This window comes from Modestobacter sp. VKM Ac-2977 (genome assembly GCF_026968045.1).
In the GTDB taxonomy this organism is placed as follows: Bacteria; Actinomycetota; Actinomycetes; order Mycobacteriales; family Geodermatophilaceae; genus Modestobacter.
Window position 1 is genome coordinate 677,531 of record NZ_JAPVBQ010000002.1, and the last position, 16,082, is coordinate 693,612.

General features: G+C 71.8%; 11 protein-coding genes. 5 read left to right on the plus strand and 6 right to left on the minus strand.

Going from position 1 to position 16,082, the window contains the following annotated elements; translation table 11 throughout:
- Window positions 1–8 precede the first annotated feature (8 nt).
- The 3 genes from O2V63_RS10890 to uvrB all read right to left on the minus strand — a co-directional run bounded on the left by O2V63_RS10890 (window position 9) and on the right by uvrB (window position 4,733).
- Window positions 9–1,106, minus strand: a complete 1,098-nt coding sequence (locus O2V63_RS10890; RefSeq protein ID WP_269167546.1) for a TerC family protein — start codon at window positions 1,104–1,106, stop codon at window positions 9–11.
- A gap of 112 nt (window positions 1,107–1,218) precedes the next feature.
- Window positions 1,219–2,343, minus strand: a complete 1,125-nt coding sequence (locus tag O2V63_RS10895) for a TerC family protein (RefSeq protein ID WP_269167547.1) — start codon at window positions 2,341–2,343, stop codon at window positions 1,219–1,221.
- A gap of 257 nt (window positions 2,344–2,600) precedes the next feature.
- Window positions 2,601–4,733, minus strand: a complete 2,133-nt coding sequence (uvrB, locus tag O2V63_RS10900) for an excinuclease ABC subunit UvrB (RefSeq protein WP_269167548.1) — start codon at window positions 4,731–4,733, stop codon at window positions 2,601–2,603.
- Window positions 4,734–5,314: 581 nt separating this feature from the next.
- Here uvrB and glgX point away from each other — a divergent pair.
- Both glgX and treY read left to right on the plus strand, forming a co-directional pair.
- A complete protein-coding gene (gene glgX, locus O2V63_RS10905) occupies window positions 5,315–7,423 on the plus strand; it encodes a glycogen debranching protein GlgX (protein WP_269167549.1) in 2,109 nt (702 codons plus the stop codon).
- Window positions 7,420–9,768 carry a malto-oligosyltrehalose synthase gene (gene treY / locus O2V63_RS10910; RefSeq protein ID WP_269167550.1) on the plus strand — a complete coding sequence of 783 codons (2,349 nt, stop codon included), beginning with the start codon at window positions 7,420–7,422 and terminating at the stop codon, window positions 9,766–9,768. The genes glgX and treY overlap by 4 nt, the downstream gene beginning before the upstream one ends.
- Window positions 9,769–9,815: 47 nt before the next feature.
- Here the strand turns inward: treY and O2V63_RS10915 are convergent, their stop codons facing one another.
- From O2V63_RS10915 to O2V63_RS10925, 3 genes are read right to left on the minus strand one after another with little or no spacing between them, the layout of a single operon-like run.
- The gene (locus O2V63_RS10915) at window positions 9,816–11,027 is read right to left on the minus strand and encodes an ABC transporter permease (RefSeq protein ID WP_269167551.1); all 1,212 of its coding nucleotides are present in this window, start codon (window positions 11,025–11,027) and stop codon (window positions 9,816–9,818) included.
- Entirely contained in the window at window positions 11,024–11,752 is a 729-nt protein-coding gene (locus O2V63_RS10920) for an ABC transporter ATP-binding protein (RefSeq protein WP_269167552.1), read from the minus strand. Before O2V63_RS10920 ends, O2V63_RS10915 begins: the two co-directional genes overlap by 4 nt.
- Complete coding sequence (locus O2V63_RS10925; RefSeq protein ID WP_269167553.1) at window positions 11,749–12,774, minus strand: efflux RND transporter periplasmic adaptor subunit; 1,026 nt, start codon at window positions 12,772–12,774, stop codon at window positions 11,749–11,751. Before O2V63_RS10925 ends, O2V63_RS10920 begins: the two co-directional genes overlap by 4 nt.
- Before the next feature lie 217 nt (window positions 12,775–12,991).
- Here O2V63_RS10925 and treZ point away from each other — a divergent pair, with 217 nt between their 5' ends.
- From treZ to O2V63_RS10940, 3 genes are read left to right on the plus strand one after another with little or no spacing between them, the layout of a single operon-like run.
- A complete protein-coding gene (gene treZ / locus O2V63_RS10930; RefSeq protein WP_269167554.1) occupies window positions 12,992–14,743 on the plus strand; it encodes a malto-oligosyltrehalose trehalohydrolase in 1,752 nt (583 codons plus the stop codon).
- Window positions 14,744–14,745: 2 nt separating this feature from the next.
- Window positions 14,746–15,456, plus strand: a complete 711-nt coding sequence (locus O2V63_RS10935) for a dihydrofolate reductase family protein (protein WP_269167555.1) — start codon at window positions 14,746–14,748, stop codon at window positions 15,454–15,456.
- 57 nt (window positions 15,457–15,513) lie between these two features.
- A complete protein-coding gene (locus O2V63_RS10940; RefSeq protein WP_269167556.1) occupies window positions 15,514–16,044 on the plus strand; it encodes a putative immunity protein in 531 nt (176 codons plus the stop codon).
- The last annotated feature ends 38 nt before the right edge of the window (window positions 16,045–16,082 follow it).

Sequence of the window (16,082 nt, forward strand, 5' to 3'; positions counted from 1 at the left end):
CGCCGCACTCAGCTGGTGCGGTGCGGGTCCTCGCCGGTGGCGGCGCGGGCGCGCTGCTCGTCCTCGGTCAGCGCGGCGGGCCGGCCGGGCTCACCGGTGTCGGTGCCGGCCGGGTCGATCGCGGCGCCCTCGGTGTCCGGCACCTCACCGCGGGTCTTGACCAGGCTGGCCACGGTGGCGACCAGCAGGACCACCAGGATGACCGTCAGGGACAGCCAGGTCGGGATCGCCGGGATGCTCTCCAGCGGCTCGCGCTCGCCGGCGAAGGGGTACTGGTTCTCGTGCAGCGCCTCGAGGATCAGCTTGACGCCGATGAAGGCCAGGATGACGGCCAGCCCCAGGGACAGGTAGACCAGTCGCTTGAGCAGGCCGCCGAGCAGGAAGTACAGCTGGCGCAGGCCCATCAGCGCGAAGATGTTCGCGGTGAAGACGATGAACGGCTCGCGGGTCAGCCCGAAGATCGCCGGGATGCTGTCCAGCGCGAACAGCAGGTCGGTCGTGCCCAGTGCCAGGAACACCACGATCATCGGCGTCCACAGCTTCTTGCCGTCCTGGACGACGCGGATCTTGCTCTCGTGGAAGTCCTGGGTCATCGGCAGGACCTTGCGCATCCGCCGGATGAGGCCGTTCTCCTCGTAGTCCTCGTCCTCCTCGCGGTGCCGGACCAGGTTGATCGCGGTGTAGACGAGGAACGCACCGAAGAGGAAGAAGACCCAGATGAACCGCTCGATGACGGCGGCGCCGGCGAGGATGAACAGGCCGCGCAGCACCAGCGCGATGATGATCCCGACCATCAGGACCTCTTGCTGGAGCTTCCTGGGCACCCGGAAGCGGGCCATGATGATCACGAAGACGAACAGGTTGTCGACCGAGAGCGAGTACTCGGTCAACCAGCCGGCGTAGAACTCGGTGGCGAACTGCCCGTTGGTCACGGCCAGCACGATCCCGCCGAAGGCCAGCGCCAGGGCCACGTAGAAGACCACCCACGCGGTCGCCTCCTTGACGGAGGGTTCGTGCGGGCGACGGACGACGAGGGCGAGGTCGGCGAGCAGCAGGACGGTGAGCCCCACGAACGTCGAGATCTCGAACCAGACGGGGAGCTCCACGTGCCGGCACTCTACGGGTTCGTTGCTCCGTGCATCGGTTGACCAGCGGTGTCCCCGACCGCTGTGGCGCGGGGCCAGGGGCGACGCTCGTCACCCCTGGCCCGCGGCGTGCTCAGTCGGTGCGCGACTCCGGCCGGCTCACCGGCACCTCGCGCGGGTCGGCCGGCGCGGCGGCGGTGTCCGCGCCCGGGTCGCCCGGCGCCCCGATGTGCCGCCCGGCGCTGTCGGCCCCCGGGTCACCGGCGCCGCGCTGCTCGCGCCGCTGGGCGTCCTTCTTGTTCTTCCGCAGGCTGGCCCAGGTGGTCACCAGCAGGGTCACCAGGATGACCAGCAGCGACAGCCAGGTCGGGATCTCCGGGACCAGGGTGACGTGCTCGCCGCCGTTGATGAACGGCAGCTCGTTCTCGTGCAGCGCGTGGATCACCAGCTTGATGCCGATGAAGCCCAGGATCACGGCCAGGCCGTAGGCCAGGTACACCAGCTTGTCGAGCAGCCCGTCGAGCAGGAAGAACAGCTGACGCAGGCCCAGCAGCGCGAAGGCGTTGGCGGTGAAGACCAGGTAGGTCTCCTGGGTGAGGCCGAAGATCGCCGGGATCGAGTCGACGGCGAAGAGGATGTCCGCGCTGCCGATGGCGATCAGCGCGATGGCCAGCGGGGTGATGTGCCGCTTGCCGTCCAGCTTCGTGGTGAGCCGGTCGGAGTGGTACTCCCCGGTCGTCGGGACCAGCTTGCGGGTGAGCCGCAGGACCGAGTTCTCCTTGAACTCCTCGTTCTCGTCGTGCCCGCCGCTCCTGGCCTGGGCCCAGGCGGTGTAGATCAGGAACCCGCCGAAGACGTAGAAGATCCAGCTGAAGTTCGCGATGAACGCCGCGCCGACGAAGATGAAGATCGTCCGCAGCACCAGGGCGAAGGCGATGCCGAAGAGCAGCACCTTCTGCTGCAGCTCCCGGGGCACCGCGAAGCTGGCCATGATCAGCACGAAGACGAACAGGTTGTCGACCGAGAGGCTCTTCTCGGTCACCCACCCGGCGAAGTACTCACCCGCGTAGGTACCGCCCCAGAACACCAGCACGATCAGGCCGAACAGCACGGCGATGCCGACGTAGATCGCCGACCACTTGGCTGATTCCTTCAGGGTCGGCGCGTGCGGCGTGCGCACGTGGCCGTAGAAGTCGAAGACGAGCATCCCGATGATCGCGGCCACCGTGATGCCCCACACCCACAGGGGGACGTCCATGCAGTTCCTCCGGTCGTCTGGCTCATGTCAGCACCGGAGGTCTCTCCCACCGACCCGCCAGGCAGGTCGGCCGGCAGCGCCGGGGACCGTGGGATCCCGTGTTGACGACACTGCCGCGGGCGGGATACTCCCCTCCACGTGAGGCCTGCCCGGTCCGGCGCGACAACGCACCGACCCCGGCGGTCCAGGTCCCAGGGTCCCCTACGAACGACCGCCCCGCAGAGTTCCCGTTGGACGGCGACGACGTGCGACCCGGTTCAGGCGTGTGCGGCGTCGAACTGCCGCAGTTCCTTCTTCAGCTCGGTCAGCTCGTCGCGCAGCCGGGCCGCCACCTCGAACTGCAGCTCGCGGGCCGCCGCCAGCATCTGCTCGTTCATCGAGGTGATCATGTCGGCGAGCTCGTTGCGCGGCAGACCCTGGACGTCGATCGACCCGGCCTTCGCCCGGCTCTTCGACGACAGCCCCGGCACCGGCGACTTGCCGCGCGACTGCTGACGCCCCGAGCCGCCCAGCAGCTCGGTCGTGGCCCCGCCGGTGACCTCCTCGGTGTCCTCGGCGGCCTTGTAGATGCCGTCGAGGATGTCGACGATCTTCTTGCGCAGCGGTTGCGGGTCGACACCGTGCTCGGTGTTGTAGGCGATCTGCTTCTCCCGCCGCCGGTTGGTCTCATCGATCGCCTGGGCCATCGACGGGGTGATCTTGTCGGCGTACATGTGCACCTGGCCGGAGACGTTGCGCGCCGCCCGGCCGATGGTCTGGATCAGCGAGGTGCCCGAGCGGAGGAAGCCCTCCTTGTCCGCGTCGAGGATCGCCACCAGCGACACCTCGGGCAGGTCGAGCCCCTCGCGCAGCAGGTTGATGCCGACCAGCACGTCGTACTCACCCTGGCGGAGCTCCCGCAACAGCTCGACACGACGCAGGGTGTCGACCTCCGAGTGCAGGTAGCGCACCTTGATGCCGAGCTCGAGCAGGTAGTCGGTGAGGTCCTCGGACATCTTCTTGGTCAGCGTGGTGACCAGGACCCGCTCGTCCTTCTCCGTGCGCAGCCGGATCTCGTGGACCAGGTCGTCGATCTGGCCCTTGGTCGGCTTGACCACGACCTCCGGGTCGATCAGCCCGGTCGGGCGGATCACCTGCTCCACGACGTCACCCTGGACCCGGCCGAGTTCGTAGTGACCCGGGGTCGCCGACAGGTAGACGGTCTGGTGGATGCGGTCGGTGAACTCCTCCCAGCGCAGCGGGCGGTTGTCCATCGCCGAGGGCAACCGGAAGCCGTGCTCGACCAGCGTGCGCTTGCGGCTCATGTCGCCCTCGTACATGCCGCCGATCTGCGGCACCGTGACGTGCGACTCGTCGATGACGAGCAGGAAGTCGTCGGGGAAGTAGTCGATCAGGCAGGCGCCGGCGCTGCCGGGTGACCGGCCGTCGATGTGCCGGGAGTAGTTCTCGATGCCCGAGCAGAACCCGACCTGGCGCATCATCTCGATGTCGTAGGTGGTGCGCATGCGCAACCGCTGCGCCTCCAGCAACTTGCCCTGCTTGTCGAGCTCGGCCAGCCGCTGCTCCAGCTCGGCCTCGATGCCACCGATGGCCCGCTCCATGCGCTCGGGGCCGGCCACGTAGTGCGTGGCGGGGAAGACGAAGAGCTCGTCGACCTCGCGGATGACCTCGCCGGTGAGCGGGTGCAGGTAGTACAGCCGCTCGATCTCGTCGCCGAACATCTCGATCCGGCAGGCGAGCTCCTCGTAGACCGGGAAGATCTCGATCGTGTCGCCGCGGACCCGGAACGTGCCGCGGGTGAAGGCCAGGTCGTTGCGGGTGTACTGCTCGGTGACCAGGGTGCGCAGCAGTTCCTCCTGGGAGCGCTGCTCCCCCACCTTCACCTTGAGTGCGCGCTCCACGTACTCCTGCGGCGTGCCCAGGCCGTAGATGCAGGACACGGTCGAGACGACGATGACGTCGCGCCGGGTGAGCAGGCTGTTGGTCGCCGAGTGCCGCAGTCGCTCGACCTCCTCGTTGACCGAGGAGTCCTTCTCGATGTAAGTGTCGGTCTGCGGGACGTAGGCCTCGGGCTGGTAGTAGTCGTAGTAGGAGACGAAGTACTCGACCGCGGCGTCGGGCATCAGCTCCTTGAACTCGTTGGCCAACTGCGCGGCCAGCGTCTTGTTCGGCGCCATCACCAGGGTGGGGCGCTGCACCTGCTCGATCAGCCAGGCGGTGGTGGCCGACTTCCCGGTGCCGGTGGCGCCGAGCAGGACGGTGTCCTGGTCACCGGCGTTGACCCGCTCCGCGAGGGCCTTGATCGCCGTGGGCTGGTCGCCGGAGGGCTCGAACTCGCTGACGACACGGAACCGCCCCTGGGCGGGCCGGATGTCGGTGGATGCGCGCACGCCGACGACGGTACGACGGGCCTGTGACAGAAGTGACCGGCGCGTCTCCCGGGCGGGCGACCCCGTCCCGGTGAGCCGCATGGGACGCGTGGGACGGCAGATCGGGCCACCGTCGCCGTGGGGCCTTGTCGACCCGCCGACGGACCCCTACCGTCAGCGCCCGCAGGAGCGAGCAGCACCGGTCGCCGCCAGTGCCACCCGGGTCACCGGGCGAGGTCGGCGGCGCCCGGGCTGCCGCTCCCGGCCCGGCCCGGCGCAGACACTGCCGCAGCCGGGCGCCGACGCCCTCCCCGGTCCGCCGCGGAGGGCGTCGCCGTCCCCGGACGCAGCCCGCGTCGTCGTCCCCCGACGGAGCCCCCTGGAGCCGGCGGGCCGGTACGGCGCGGGCGTGCGGATCGCGCTTGGCAGACTCCCTCCGAGGACCGCCCGCGCTCGTCCTCCGGACGTCGCCCGTGTCTCATCGCCACAGGTGTGCGGAGGCCGCTCAGCGGGCATCCGACGACGAACCCCTCGGTTCAGCCGTGACGACCCGCGCCCCTGCCCCGAGCCCAGGGGCGACCAGCTCAGGAGGACGACCTTTCATGACCACCCAGGTGTGGCCCGGTTCCGCATATCCCCTCGGGGCGACCTATGACGGCACCGGCACCAACTTCGCGATCTACAGCGAGGTGGCCGAGAAGATCGAGCTGTGCCTGTTCGACGAGGCGGGCAACGAGGAGCGCATCCGCCTCCCCGAGATGGACGCCTACGTCTGGCACGCCTTCCTCCCGGGCATCCAGGCCGGACAGCGGTACGGCTACCGCGTCTACGGCCCGCACGACCCCGCCCAGGGGCACCGCTGCAACCCCCACAAGCTGCTGCTCGACCCCTACGCCAAGGCGATCGACGGCCAGGTCGACTGGGACGAGTCGGTGTTCGGCTACCACTTCGCCACCGGCACGAAGAACGACGACGACTCGGCGGCGCACATGCCCAAGTCCGTCGTGGTGAGCCCGTTCTTCGACTGGGGCATGGACCGCCCGCCGCGGACCCCCTACAACAAGACGGTCATCTACGAGGCGCACGTCAAGGGCCTGACGATGACCCACCCGCGCATCCCCGAGGACCTGCGCGGCACCTACGCCGGCGTCGCCCACCCGGCGATCATCGAGCACCTGCTGGAGCTCGGGATCACCGCGATCGAACTGATGCCGGTGCACCAGTTCGTGCAGGACGACACGTTGCAGCAGAAGGGCCTGCGCAACTACTGGGGCTACAACACGATCGGCTTCTTCGCCCCGCACAACGAGTACGCCCAGTACACCGACGGCCAGCAGGTGCAGGAGTTCAAGGGCATGGTCCGGGCCATGCACGAGGCGGGCATCGAGGTCATCCTCGACGTCGTCTACAACCACACCGCCGAGGGCAACCACATGGGTCCGACGCTGTCGTTCAAGGGCATCGACAACTCGGCGTACTACCGCCTGGTCGAGGACGACAAGCAGTACTACATGGACACCACGGGCACCGGGAACTCGCTCAACGTCCGCACCCCGCAGTCGCTCCAGCTCATCATGGACTCGCTGCGGTACTGGGTGACCGAGATGCACGTCGACGGCTTCCGCTTCGACCTGGCCTCCACCCTGGCCCGCCAGTTCCACGAGGTCGACCGGCTGTCGGCCTTCTTCGACCTGGTCCACCAGGACCCGATCGTCAGCCAGGTGAAGCTGATCGCCGAGCCCTGGGACATCGGCGACGGCGGTTACCAGGTCGGCAACTTCCCGGCGCTGTGGACGGAGTGGAACGGCAAGTACCGCGACACCGTCCGCGACTTCTGGCGGGGCGAGAACGCCACGATCGGCGAGTTCGCCAGCCGGATCACCGGCTCGGCCGACCTCTACCAGCACTCCGGCCGGCGTCCGGTGGCCAGCATCAACTTCGTCACCGCGCACGACGGTTTCACGATCAACGACCTGGTCTCGTACAACGAGAAGCACAACGAGGCCAACGGCGAGGACAACAACGACGGCGAGAGCCACAACCGCAGCTGGAACTTCGGCGTCGAGGGCGAGACCGACGACCCCGAGATCCTGGCGTTGCGGGCCCAGCAGCGGCGCAACTTCATCACCACGCTGATGCTCTCCCAGGGCGTCCCCATGCTGCTGCACGGCGACGAGCTCGGCCGAACCCAGGGCGGCAACAACAACGGCTACTGCCAGGACTCCCCGATCACCTGGATCGACTGGGAGAACGTCGACGAGGGCCTGCTCGAGTTCACCAAGCTGGTCACCAAGCTGCGCACCGACCACCCGACGTTCCGCCGCCGGCGGTTCTTCCACGGCCGCCCGGTGCGCCGCGCGGAGGGCGACCCGGTCCAGGACGTCGCCTGGTTCACCCACGCCGGTGAGCTGATGAGCGAAGAGGACTGGGACGCCCACTACGCCAAGTCGATCGGCGTCTACCTGAACGGCCACGGGATCCGCTCCACGGACGAGCGGGGTGAGCCGGTCGTCGACGACTGCTTCTACCTGGTGTTCAACGCCTGGCACGAGGACATCGAGTTCACCCTGCCCAGCAGCGAGTACGCGGAGGGCTGGACCGTCGTGGTGGACACCGCGGAGATGAGCGAGGTCGAACCGGTCGTGGTCAAGGCCGGGGACACGTTGACCGTCGCCGCCCGCGCCACCGTCGTCCTGCAGTCCGCCTCGTGAGCCAGCCGGCCGGGGGCCAGCCGGACGAGAGCCGCCGCCGGGAGGTGCCCGCGGGCACCTACCGGCTGCAGGTGACCGCCGACTTCACCCTCGACGACGCCGCGTCGGTGGCCGGCTACCTGGCCGACCTCGGCGTGACCCACGCGTACTCCTCCCCGCTGCTGCGCTCGGCGGCCGGGAGCACGCACGGGTACGACACCGTCGACCACGCGCACATCGACGAGGCGCGCGGCGGCCGGGCCGGGCTGCAGCGCCTCGTCGACGCACTCCACGAGCAGGGGCTCGGACTGGTGCTGGACCTGGTGCCCAACCACATGGGCGTCAGCGACCCGGCCGAGTCCGTCTGGTGGTGGGACCTGCTGCAGCACGGGCGGGAGTCCGACCACGCCGACGCCTTCGACGTCGACTGGGAGTTCGGCGGCGGACGGATCCGCATCCCCGTGCTGGGCAGCGCGGACGACGCCTCCCAGCTGGAGGTGGTGGAGACCGACGACGGCCCCGAGCTGCGCTACTACGACAACCGCTTCCCGATCGCCCCGGGCACCGAGGCGGGCACGCCGCAGGAGGTGCACGACCGGCAGCACTACGAGCTGGTCGACTGGCGGCGCGCGGACGACCAGCTGAACTACCGGCGGTTCTTCGCGATCAACACCCTCGCCGGACTGCGGGTCGAGGACCGGGACGTCTTCCGGGCCACGCACGCGCTCGTCGTCCAGCTGGTGGAGAACGGCTCGGTCGACGCGCTCCGGATCGACCACCCCGACGGGCTCGCCGACCCGAAGGGCTACCTGGACCTGCTCGCCGAGGCGACCGGTGACCGGTGGACCGTGGTGGAGAAGATCCTCGAGCCCGGCGAGGAGCTCCCCGAGAACTGGAAGACGGCCGGGACGACGGGGTACGACGCGCTCGCCGAGGTCGACGACGTGCTGATCGACCCGGCCGGCGAGGCGGCGATCACCGCGCTGGACACCGAGCTGGCCGGCGGCCCGGTCGACTACGCCCAGCTCGTGCACGACTGCAAGCGCGAGGTCACCGACGGCATGCTCGGGTCGGAGGTGGCGCGCCTGCACCGGATCGTCGGCGAGCTGCCCGGTGTGCCCCCCGAGCAGGTGACCGAGGGGCTGGCCGAGCTGCTGGCCGGCTTCCCGGTCTACCGCAGCTACCTGCCCGACGGCCGCGAGCACCTGGACGCGACGGTGGCCGCCGTGAAGCTCCGCCGTCCCGACCTCACCGCCGCCGTCGACGCACTGCACCCGCTGCTGGGGTCGGCCGGCACCGAGCTGGCCACCCGGTTCGAGCAGACCTCGGGTCCGGTGATGGCCAAGGGCGTGGAGGACAGCGCCTACTACCGGTGGTCGCGCTTCGTCGCACTCAACGAGGTGGGCGGCGACCCGGCCCGGTTCGGGACGACGGTCGAGCAGTTCCACGCGGCGCAGCAGCACCGTCAGGAGGTCAAGCCGGCCTCGATGACGACGCTGTCCACGCACGACACCAAGCGCAGCGAGGACGTCCGGGCCCGGCTGGCCGTGCTGGCCGAGGTCCCGTCCGAGTGGGCCGGCCTGGTCCGCGGCTGGCTGGACCGGCACCCGCTGGCCGACCGCCCGCTGGCCCACCTGGTGTGGCAGAACCTCGTCGGCGCGTGGCCGCTGTCCCGGGAGCGGGCGCACGCCTACGTGGAGAAGGCGGCCCGCGAGGCGGGCACCTCGACCACCTGGACCAACCCGGTGCAGGAGTTCGAGGACCAGTTGCACGCCCTGGTGGACGCAGCGTTCGACGACGCCACCACGCACGCGGAGATCGAGCGGTTCGTGCAGCGGATCGCGCCCTTCGGCTGGTCGAACTCGCTGTCGCAGAAGCTGCTGCAGCTGACTGTCCCCGGTGTCCCGGACGTGTACCAGGGCACCGAGCTGTGGGACTTCTCGCTGGTCGACCCGGACAACCGGCGTCCGGTCGACTACGGGGTGCGGCAGGAGCTGCTGGCCCGCCTCGACGAGGGCTGGGTGCCACCGGTCGACGAGACCGGTGCGGCCAAGCTGCTGGTGGTCTCCCGCACGCTGCGGCACCGACGTGACGCCCCGGAGGCGTGGTCGGGGTACACCCCGGTGCCGGCCCGCGGTCCGGCGGCCGACTCCGTCGTCGCGTTCGACCGCGGCGGCGTCGTCACCGTGGCGACCCGGCGGCCGGTCCACCGGGCCGAGACCGGGTGGGGCGACACCGCGGTCGGCTCGCGGACCGGGGCGTGGCGGGACCTGCTCACCGGCCGGCGGCTGGTCTCCGACTCCGGCGGCATCCGGTTGAGCGACCTGTGCGCGCAGCTGCCGGTCGCCCTGCTCGTCCGCGACTGAACCCGGTCGGTCCCCGCCACCAGGATCTGGTGGCGGGGACCGGACCGTCAGAACCGGATCGCGTCGATCACCTTCACCCGGACCGCGATCAGCGCGGGCACCAGACCGGCCAGCGCGCCGACCGCCGTCGCCGCGACCAGCCCCTCGACCGCCGCGGAGACGGGGAACCCGGGAGCGTCGACCAGTGGGACGCCGCCGGCCAGCCACCGCTCCAGCGGCAGGTTCCGGACGATCGCCACCGACAGGGCCACGGCGGCCAGCCCCGCCAGCGCGGTGGCCACGACGCTCTCCAGCACGACCGCTGCGAAGACCCGGGCCGAGGTCGCCCCGAAGCTCCGCCGGACGCCGATCTCACGGATCCGCTGGCGCACGGTGACCAGTCCGATGTTCAGCACGCCGAGCCCACCGAGGGCCAGCACCACCAGCCCGGCGGCGCGCACCGCGAGCCGGAGCTTGGCGATGGTGTCCTCCAGGTTCTCCGGGTCTTGCCGGTAGGCCTGCACTTCCGCCCCGGGCAGCAGCCGCGCCAGGTCGGTCTGCACCGCCGCCACCACCGCGTCCGCCTGGTCGGAGGGCACCCAGAGCTCCAACGTGGGCGACGCCCCGAACCCCGGGCCCCCAGCTGCGGTCGCGGCGTCGCCGGCCGAGGAGTCGATCCGGTAGGCGCTCGGCCAGCCCTCGTTCCAGGCGAGCACCCCGACGATCGTGGCCAGCACCGGCTGGGAGCCGCCGATCACCACGGTCGGGCGGGTGCTGAGGTCGGTCACGCCGAGCAGCGTCAGGAAGTCCCGGTTGACGACCAGCGCGGGCGACATGCTCTGCCGGTCACCGGCGCGGAACCAGCGGCCCTCGACCGGCTGGATGCGGTGCAGCGGCCCGTAGGACGGCGAGACGCGCCGGGTCTCGACGGACTGGGTGCCCCCGGGGAACCGGTACAGCGCGTTCTCCTGGGCGAGGGTGGCGACCGCCTGCTCTGGGAGGCCGTACCGGGCGACCAGCGCCTCGACCCCGGCGTCCCACTCCTGCCGGGGCACGTTCCCGGTCATCGGGTCGTACGCCGAGACCCCGATGGTCGCCGTCCGGCCGCCGCTGGCCTCGGCCTGCTCCTGCTGCACCTGGGCGGCGATCTGGCCCAGCGCGGTCACCGTGGTCATCGCCAGCACGGCCAGGAAGACCCCGACCAGGGACAGCAGGACCCGCGCCTTGTGCACCCGGACCTCTCCCCACGCCTCGCTGAGGGTGCCCAGCAGCCCGGTCATGCGTCGGTCCGGTCGCTGGTCGCCGCGGCGAGGGCGTCCCCCGTCGCCACCGGGGTGAGCCGGCCGGCGTCCAGCCGGAATCGGCGCCCGGCCAGCGCGGCCACCGAGAGGTCGTGGGTGATCGTCACCAGGGCGGCGCCGTTCTCGGCGGTCACCTCGGCCAGCAGCGCCATCACGGCGGCACCGGTCTCGACGTCCAGCGCGCCGGTCGGCTCGTCGGCGAGCACCACCCGCGGCCCACGGACCAGTGCCCGGGCGATCGCCACCCGCTGCTGCTCACCGCCGGAGAGCTTCTCCGGCACCGAGAGCGCGCGGGCGCTCAGCCCCACCCGGTCGAGCATGGCCCGGGCCGCGCGGTTGCGGGTGAGGAAGTCCCGGCCGCGGGCGTAGAGCAGCGGGGCGGCGACGTTCTCCTCCGCGGTGCGCCGCGGCAGCAGGTTGAACTGCTGGAAGACGAAGCCGAAGGTCTCCCCCCGCAGCCGGGACCGCCGCCGTCCGCCGAGGGAGTCGGTCGGCTGCCCGTCGAGCAGGTAGCTGCCTGCGGTCGGGCTGTCCAGCAGCCCCAGCACGTTGAGCAGGGTGGACTTCCCCGATCCGGACCGGCCCACGATCGACACGTGCTCGCCGGCCGCGACGCTCAGGTCGACGCCGGCCAGCACCGGCAGCAGGCTCCCGTCGGGGAGCCGCACGTCCCGGCCGATCCCGGAGAGCTCCAGCAGTCTCACCCGTACGGCCCGCCCATGCCGTGGGGGTCGGCGGCCGCGTCGTCGGGCACCGGCACGAACTCCAGCACCGACTCGCCCTCGGTCAGGCCGCCGGTGATCTCCACCTGCTGACCGTCGGTGAGCCCCAGGGTGACCGGCCGCTCCTCGGGGGCGCCGTCGGCACCGGGCACCCACACCATGCCGTTCTGCACCGAGCCCTGCACCGCGGTCACCGGCAGCACCAGCGCGTCGGCGACCTCACCGGCCTGGATGGCGACGGTCGCCGCCATCCCGGCGAAGACGGTCACCCCGGCCGGGACGGCGCACCGGGCGGTCGTGGTCGCGGCGATCGGCATGCCGGTCATCGGGTCGACGCCGGCGTCGGCCTGGTCGCCCTCGCCCGGCGGGGCGCCGAGGGTGAGCCCGGTGCAGGTGAACGGCGCCGGACCGCCGGTGACGGTGACCTCGGCCGTGCTCGGCGGGCTCAGCAGGCGGAACTGGTCGGCCTGCGACAGCGACGCGGTCACCGAGAGGGTGCCCGGGGAGATGGTGCCGACCGCGTCCCCGACGGCGACGACCTGGTCCTTGAGGACGTCGAGGGTGGCCAGCCGGCCGGCCGCCGGGGCGGTGACGGTCACCACCTTGACCAGCGGGTCGCGCGGCGTCGAGGTCGGGTTGCCCTCGGCGTCCGTCCCGACGACCGGGTCGCGCTCCTCCTCGTACCGGACGTCGAGCAGCTTGTCGCCGGCCGCCACCGGCGCCCCGGCGCCGACGTGCAGCCGGCTCACCGTCCCGGCGGCGGTGGCCTTGACCGGCACCGCAGGGTCGGCGGCGATGGCGCCCTGCACGGAGACGGTGTTGGTCACGGTGCCGCGGGCGACGGGGATCGAGGGTGACCCCAGGTCCACGCCGGGGGCACTGGTGGCGCCGGCCGGCCCGGTGTCGCCGCTGCCGCGGAAGGCGAGGACGACCAGGGCCACCGCGATCACCGCCCAGATCATGATCCTGAGCACGGGCAGGACCCAGGTCCGGACCACCGTCATGTCGGCTCTCTTCGTCTCTCGGAACGGGATCGCCGCAGAACCTAGCGGCGCCGTGCCCTCATCGGGGTCATCCCGGCGACCGAAACGCCGTCCTGACCAGGTCGTGCCGCAGGCTGAGCCCGTCTGGCGCGAGACGTGGGCGCCGGCGACGGTTGACCGCCGGGCGCCCGGGCATGATCGACCTGCCCGTCCCCCGCACCGCCCTGGAGGCCCCCGCATGTCCGAGCCCGTCGACTTCGCCGTCTGGGCGCCGCTGCCCGAGCGGGTCCGCCTGCAGGTGGACGGCGGGGTGCACGACATGCAGCGGGACGACGCCGGCTGGTGGCGCGCCACGGTCGACGCCTCCCCGGAGGCCGACTACGGGTACCTGCTCGACGACAACCCGACGCCGCGCCCCGACCCGCGCTCCCGGCGGCAGCCCGACGGCGTGCACGGGCTCTCCCGCCGCTTCGACCCGTCGGGGTACCGCTGGGGTGACACTGCCTGGACCGGGCGCCCGCTCGCCGGTGGGGTGGTCTACGAGCTGCACATCGGCACCTTCACCCGCGAGGGCACCTTCGACGCGGCGGTCCGGAACCTGGACCACCTGGTCGACCTGGGCATCGACTTCGTCGAGCTGCTGCCGGTGAACGGCTTCAACGGCACGCACAACTGGGGCTACGACGGCGTCGCCTGGTACGCGGTTCAGGAGACCTACGGCGGCCCCGCGGGCTACCAGCGCTTCGTCGACGCCTGCCACCAGCGAGGGCTGGGCGTCATCCAGGACGTCGTCTACAACCACCTGGGCCCGTCGGGCAACTACCTCCCGGAGTTCTTCCCGGTCTTCGCCGAGGGCGCGAACACCTGGGGCAACTCGATCAACCTCTCCGGCCCGGACTCCGACGAGGTGCGGCGCTACGTCTTGGACAACGCCCTGATGTGGCTGCGCGACATGCACGCCGACGGCCTGCGGCTGGACGCGGTGCACGCGCTGGTCGACGAGCGGGCCACGCACGTGCTCGAGGAGATGGCCGGCGAGGTCGCCAAGCTCTCGGTCGCCGAGGGCCGCCCGCTGACGCTGATCGCGGAGAGCGACCTCAACGACCCGCGGATGGTCACGCCCCGGGTGGCCGGGGGCACCGGCCTGGACGCGCAGTGGAGCGACGACTTCCACCACTCGCTGCACACCCAGCTGACCGGCGAGGGGCAGGGCTACTACGCCGACTTCGAGGCGGCCGGGCTCGGCGGGCTGGCGAAGGTGCTCACCGGCGCCTTCTTCCACGCCGGGGACTGGTCCAGCTTCCGCAGGCGGCACCACGGCCGCCCGGTCGACACCGCGGCCCTGCCGGGCTGGAAGTTCCTGGCCTACCTGCAGGACCACGACCAGATCGGCAACCGGGCGGTCGGTGACCGGATCTCCGCCTCGCTCTCCCCCAGCCTGCTCGGCGTCGGCGCCACCCTGGTGCTGACCAGCCCGTTCACCCCGATGCTCTTCATGGGCGAGGAGTGGGGTGCCTCCACCCCGTGGCAGTTCTTCACCAGCCACCCGGAGCCCGAGCTGGGGCGGGCCACGGCCGAGGGCCGGATCGGCGAGTTCGCTGAGCACGGCTGGGACGCCGCCGTGGTCCCCGACCCACAGGACCCGGAGACCTTCACCCGCTCGAAGCTGGACTGGTCGGAGCTGGACCAGGAGCCGCACACGCACGTGCTCGCGGTGCACAAGGCGCTGCTCGCGCTGCGCCGCCGGCACCCGGAGCTGGTCGACCCCGACCTGTCCGCGGTACAGGTGCACTGGGACGACGCCGACCGGTGGCTGGTCGTGCACCGCGGCTCGCTGCGGGTGGTCGCCAACCTGTCCGACCAGCCGCGGGAGATCGACCTGGACACCCCGGCCACCCAGGTGCTGTTCGCCAGCGGGGAGCTGCCCGAGCTGGACGGGGCGCAGGTGACGGTGCCGGCGGAGAGCGCCGTCGTCCTCGCCACCCACTGAGCGTGGACCGGCTCCCCCGGGACCCAGCCGAGCTGGCCGACGCCTACCGGGTGCCGGCCGGTCGGCACCTGAGGGTCGACTTCGTCGCCTCGCTGGACGGCGCCGTCAGCGTCGACGGTCGCAGCGGCGGGCTGGGCTCGGACGGCGACCGGCGGGTGTTCCGCACGCTGCGGGCGCTCTCCGACGCGGTGCTGGTGGGCGCCGGGACGGCGGCGGCCGAGGGCTACCGGCCGGTGCTCCCCGACTCCCCCGTCGGCCGGCTGCGCGCCCAGCTCGGCCGCCCGTCGATGGTTCCGGTCGTGATCGTGTCCCGGCGGGCCTCGCTGGCCCCCGACGACCAACTGGTCACCGATGCGGTGACGCCGACCCTCCTGGTCACCTGCGCCGCGGCCGATGTCGACCGGCGGGCGGCGCTCGCGTCGGCCGGCGTCGAGGTGCTGGTCTGCGGCGACGACGCCGTGGACCTGCCGACCGCACTGGACGCCCTGGCCGGACGGGGCCTGGAACAGGTGCTGTGCGAGGGCGGTCCGGCGCTGTTCGCCGCCGCCCTGGCCGCGGGAGTGGTCGACGAGCTGGACCTGTCGATCGCCCCGCTGCTGGTCGGCGGCGGTCCCGGCCTGTTGCCGTCCGCGCTCCCGACGCCGCTCCGGGCCGAGCTCGTGCAGGCGCTCACCGAGGACGACGTCCTCTTCACCCGCTACTCCCTGCGCTGAGACACCGGCCTCCGGAGGCCGGGTGGCTCCGGTCGGTGAGTGGGCCAGGATGACGCCGTGGCGGAGACCGGGACGGCGCTCAGCATGCCGGAAATCCGTGCGGTGACCAGGTACGCCGCGGAGAGCGCGCAGGAGGTGCTCGAGGTCTTCGAGCGCGCTCGGCCGGCAGACCGCAGGCCGCGCGAAGCCATCGACGCCGCCTGGACGTTCGCCCGTGGCGGCGAGCGCGGGAAGCGCCTGCGGGACACCGGCTGGGCCGCCCACCGAGCTGCCCGCGACGCCGGTACCGGAGCCGCCGGCGACGCGGCACGGGCAGCGATGCACGCAGCGTCAGCCGCGTACCTGCACCCGCTGGCCGACGCCCACCAGGTCAAGCACGTCCTCGGGGCCGCGGCACACGCGGCGAGGGTGGCCGAGCTCATCGCCGGCGACGACCACGAGGTGGGTGCCCACCAGCTCGAGCGAGCGCGCCACCGCGCGACGCCCGTCGTCGTGGAGGTGCTCAGCCGCTACCCCGCGGCCCCTCCTGGTGGGGGCCGCGTCGGGGAACTGCTCCGCGAGCTGGACGCCGCGCTCCGCCTTGCTTGAGAGCCCTGCGGGTGCCCGCCGCCGGCGGCCGATCACCA

What these genes read in the sequence shown, in the direction of transcription:
- O2V63_RS10895 (WP_269167547.1), bottom strand. Translation starts at nt 2,343, where the DNA reads ATGGACGTCCCCCTGTGGGTGTGGGGCATCACGGTGGCCGCGATCATC.
- glgX (WP_269167549.1), top strand. Translation starts at nt 5,315, where the DNA reads ATGACCACCCAGGTGTGGCCCGGTTCCGCATATCCCCTCGGGGCGACC.
- O2V63_RS10915 (WP_269167551.1), bottom strand. Translation starts at nt 11,027, where the DNA reads ATGACCGGGCTGCTGGGCACCCTCAGCGAGGCGTGGGGAGAGGTCCGG.
- O2V63_RS10925 (WP_269167553.1), bottom strand. Translation starts at nt 12,774, where the DNA reads ATGACGGTGGTCCGGACCTGGGTCCTGCCCGTGCTCAGGATCATGATC.
- treZ (WP_269167554.1), top strand. Translation starts at nt 12,992, where the DNA reads ATGTCCGAGCCCGTCGACTTCGCCGTCTGGGCGCCGCTGCCCGAGCGG.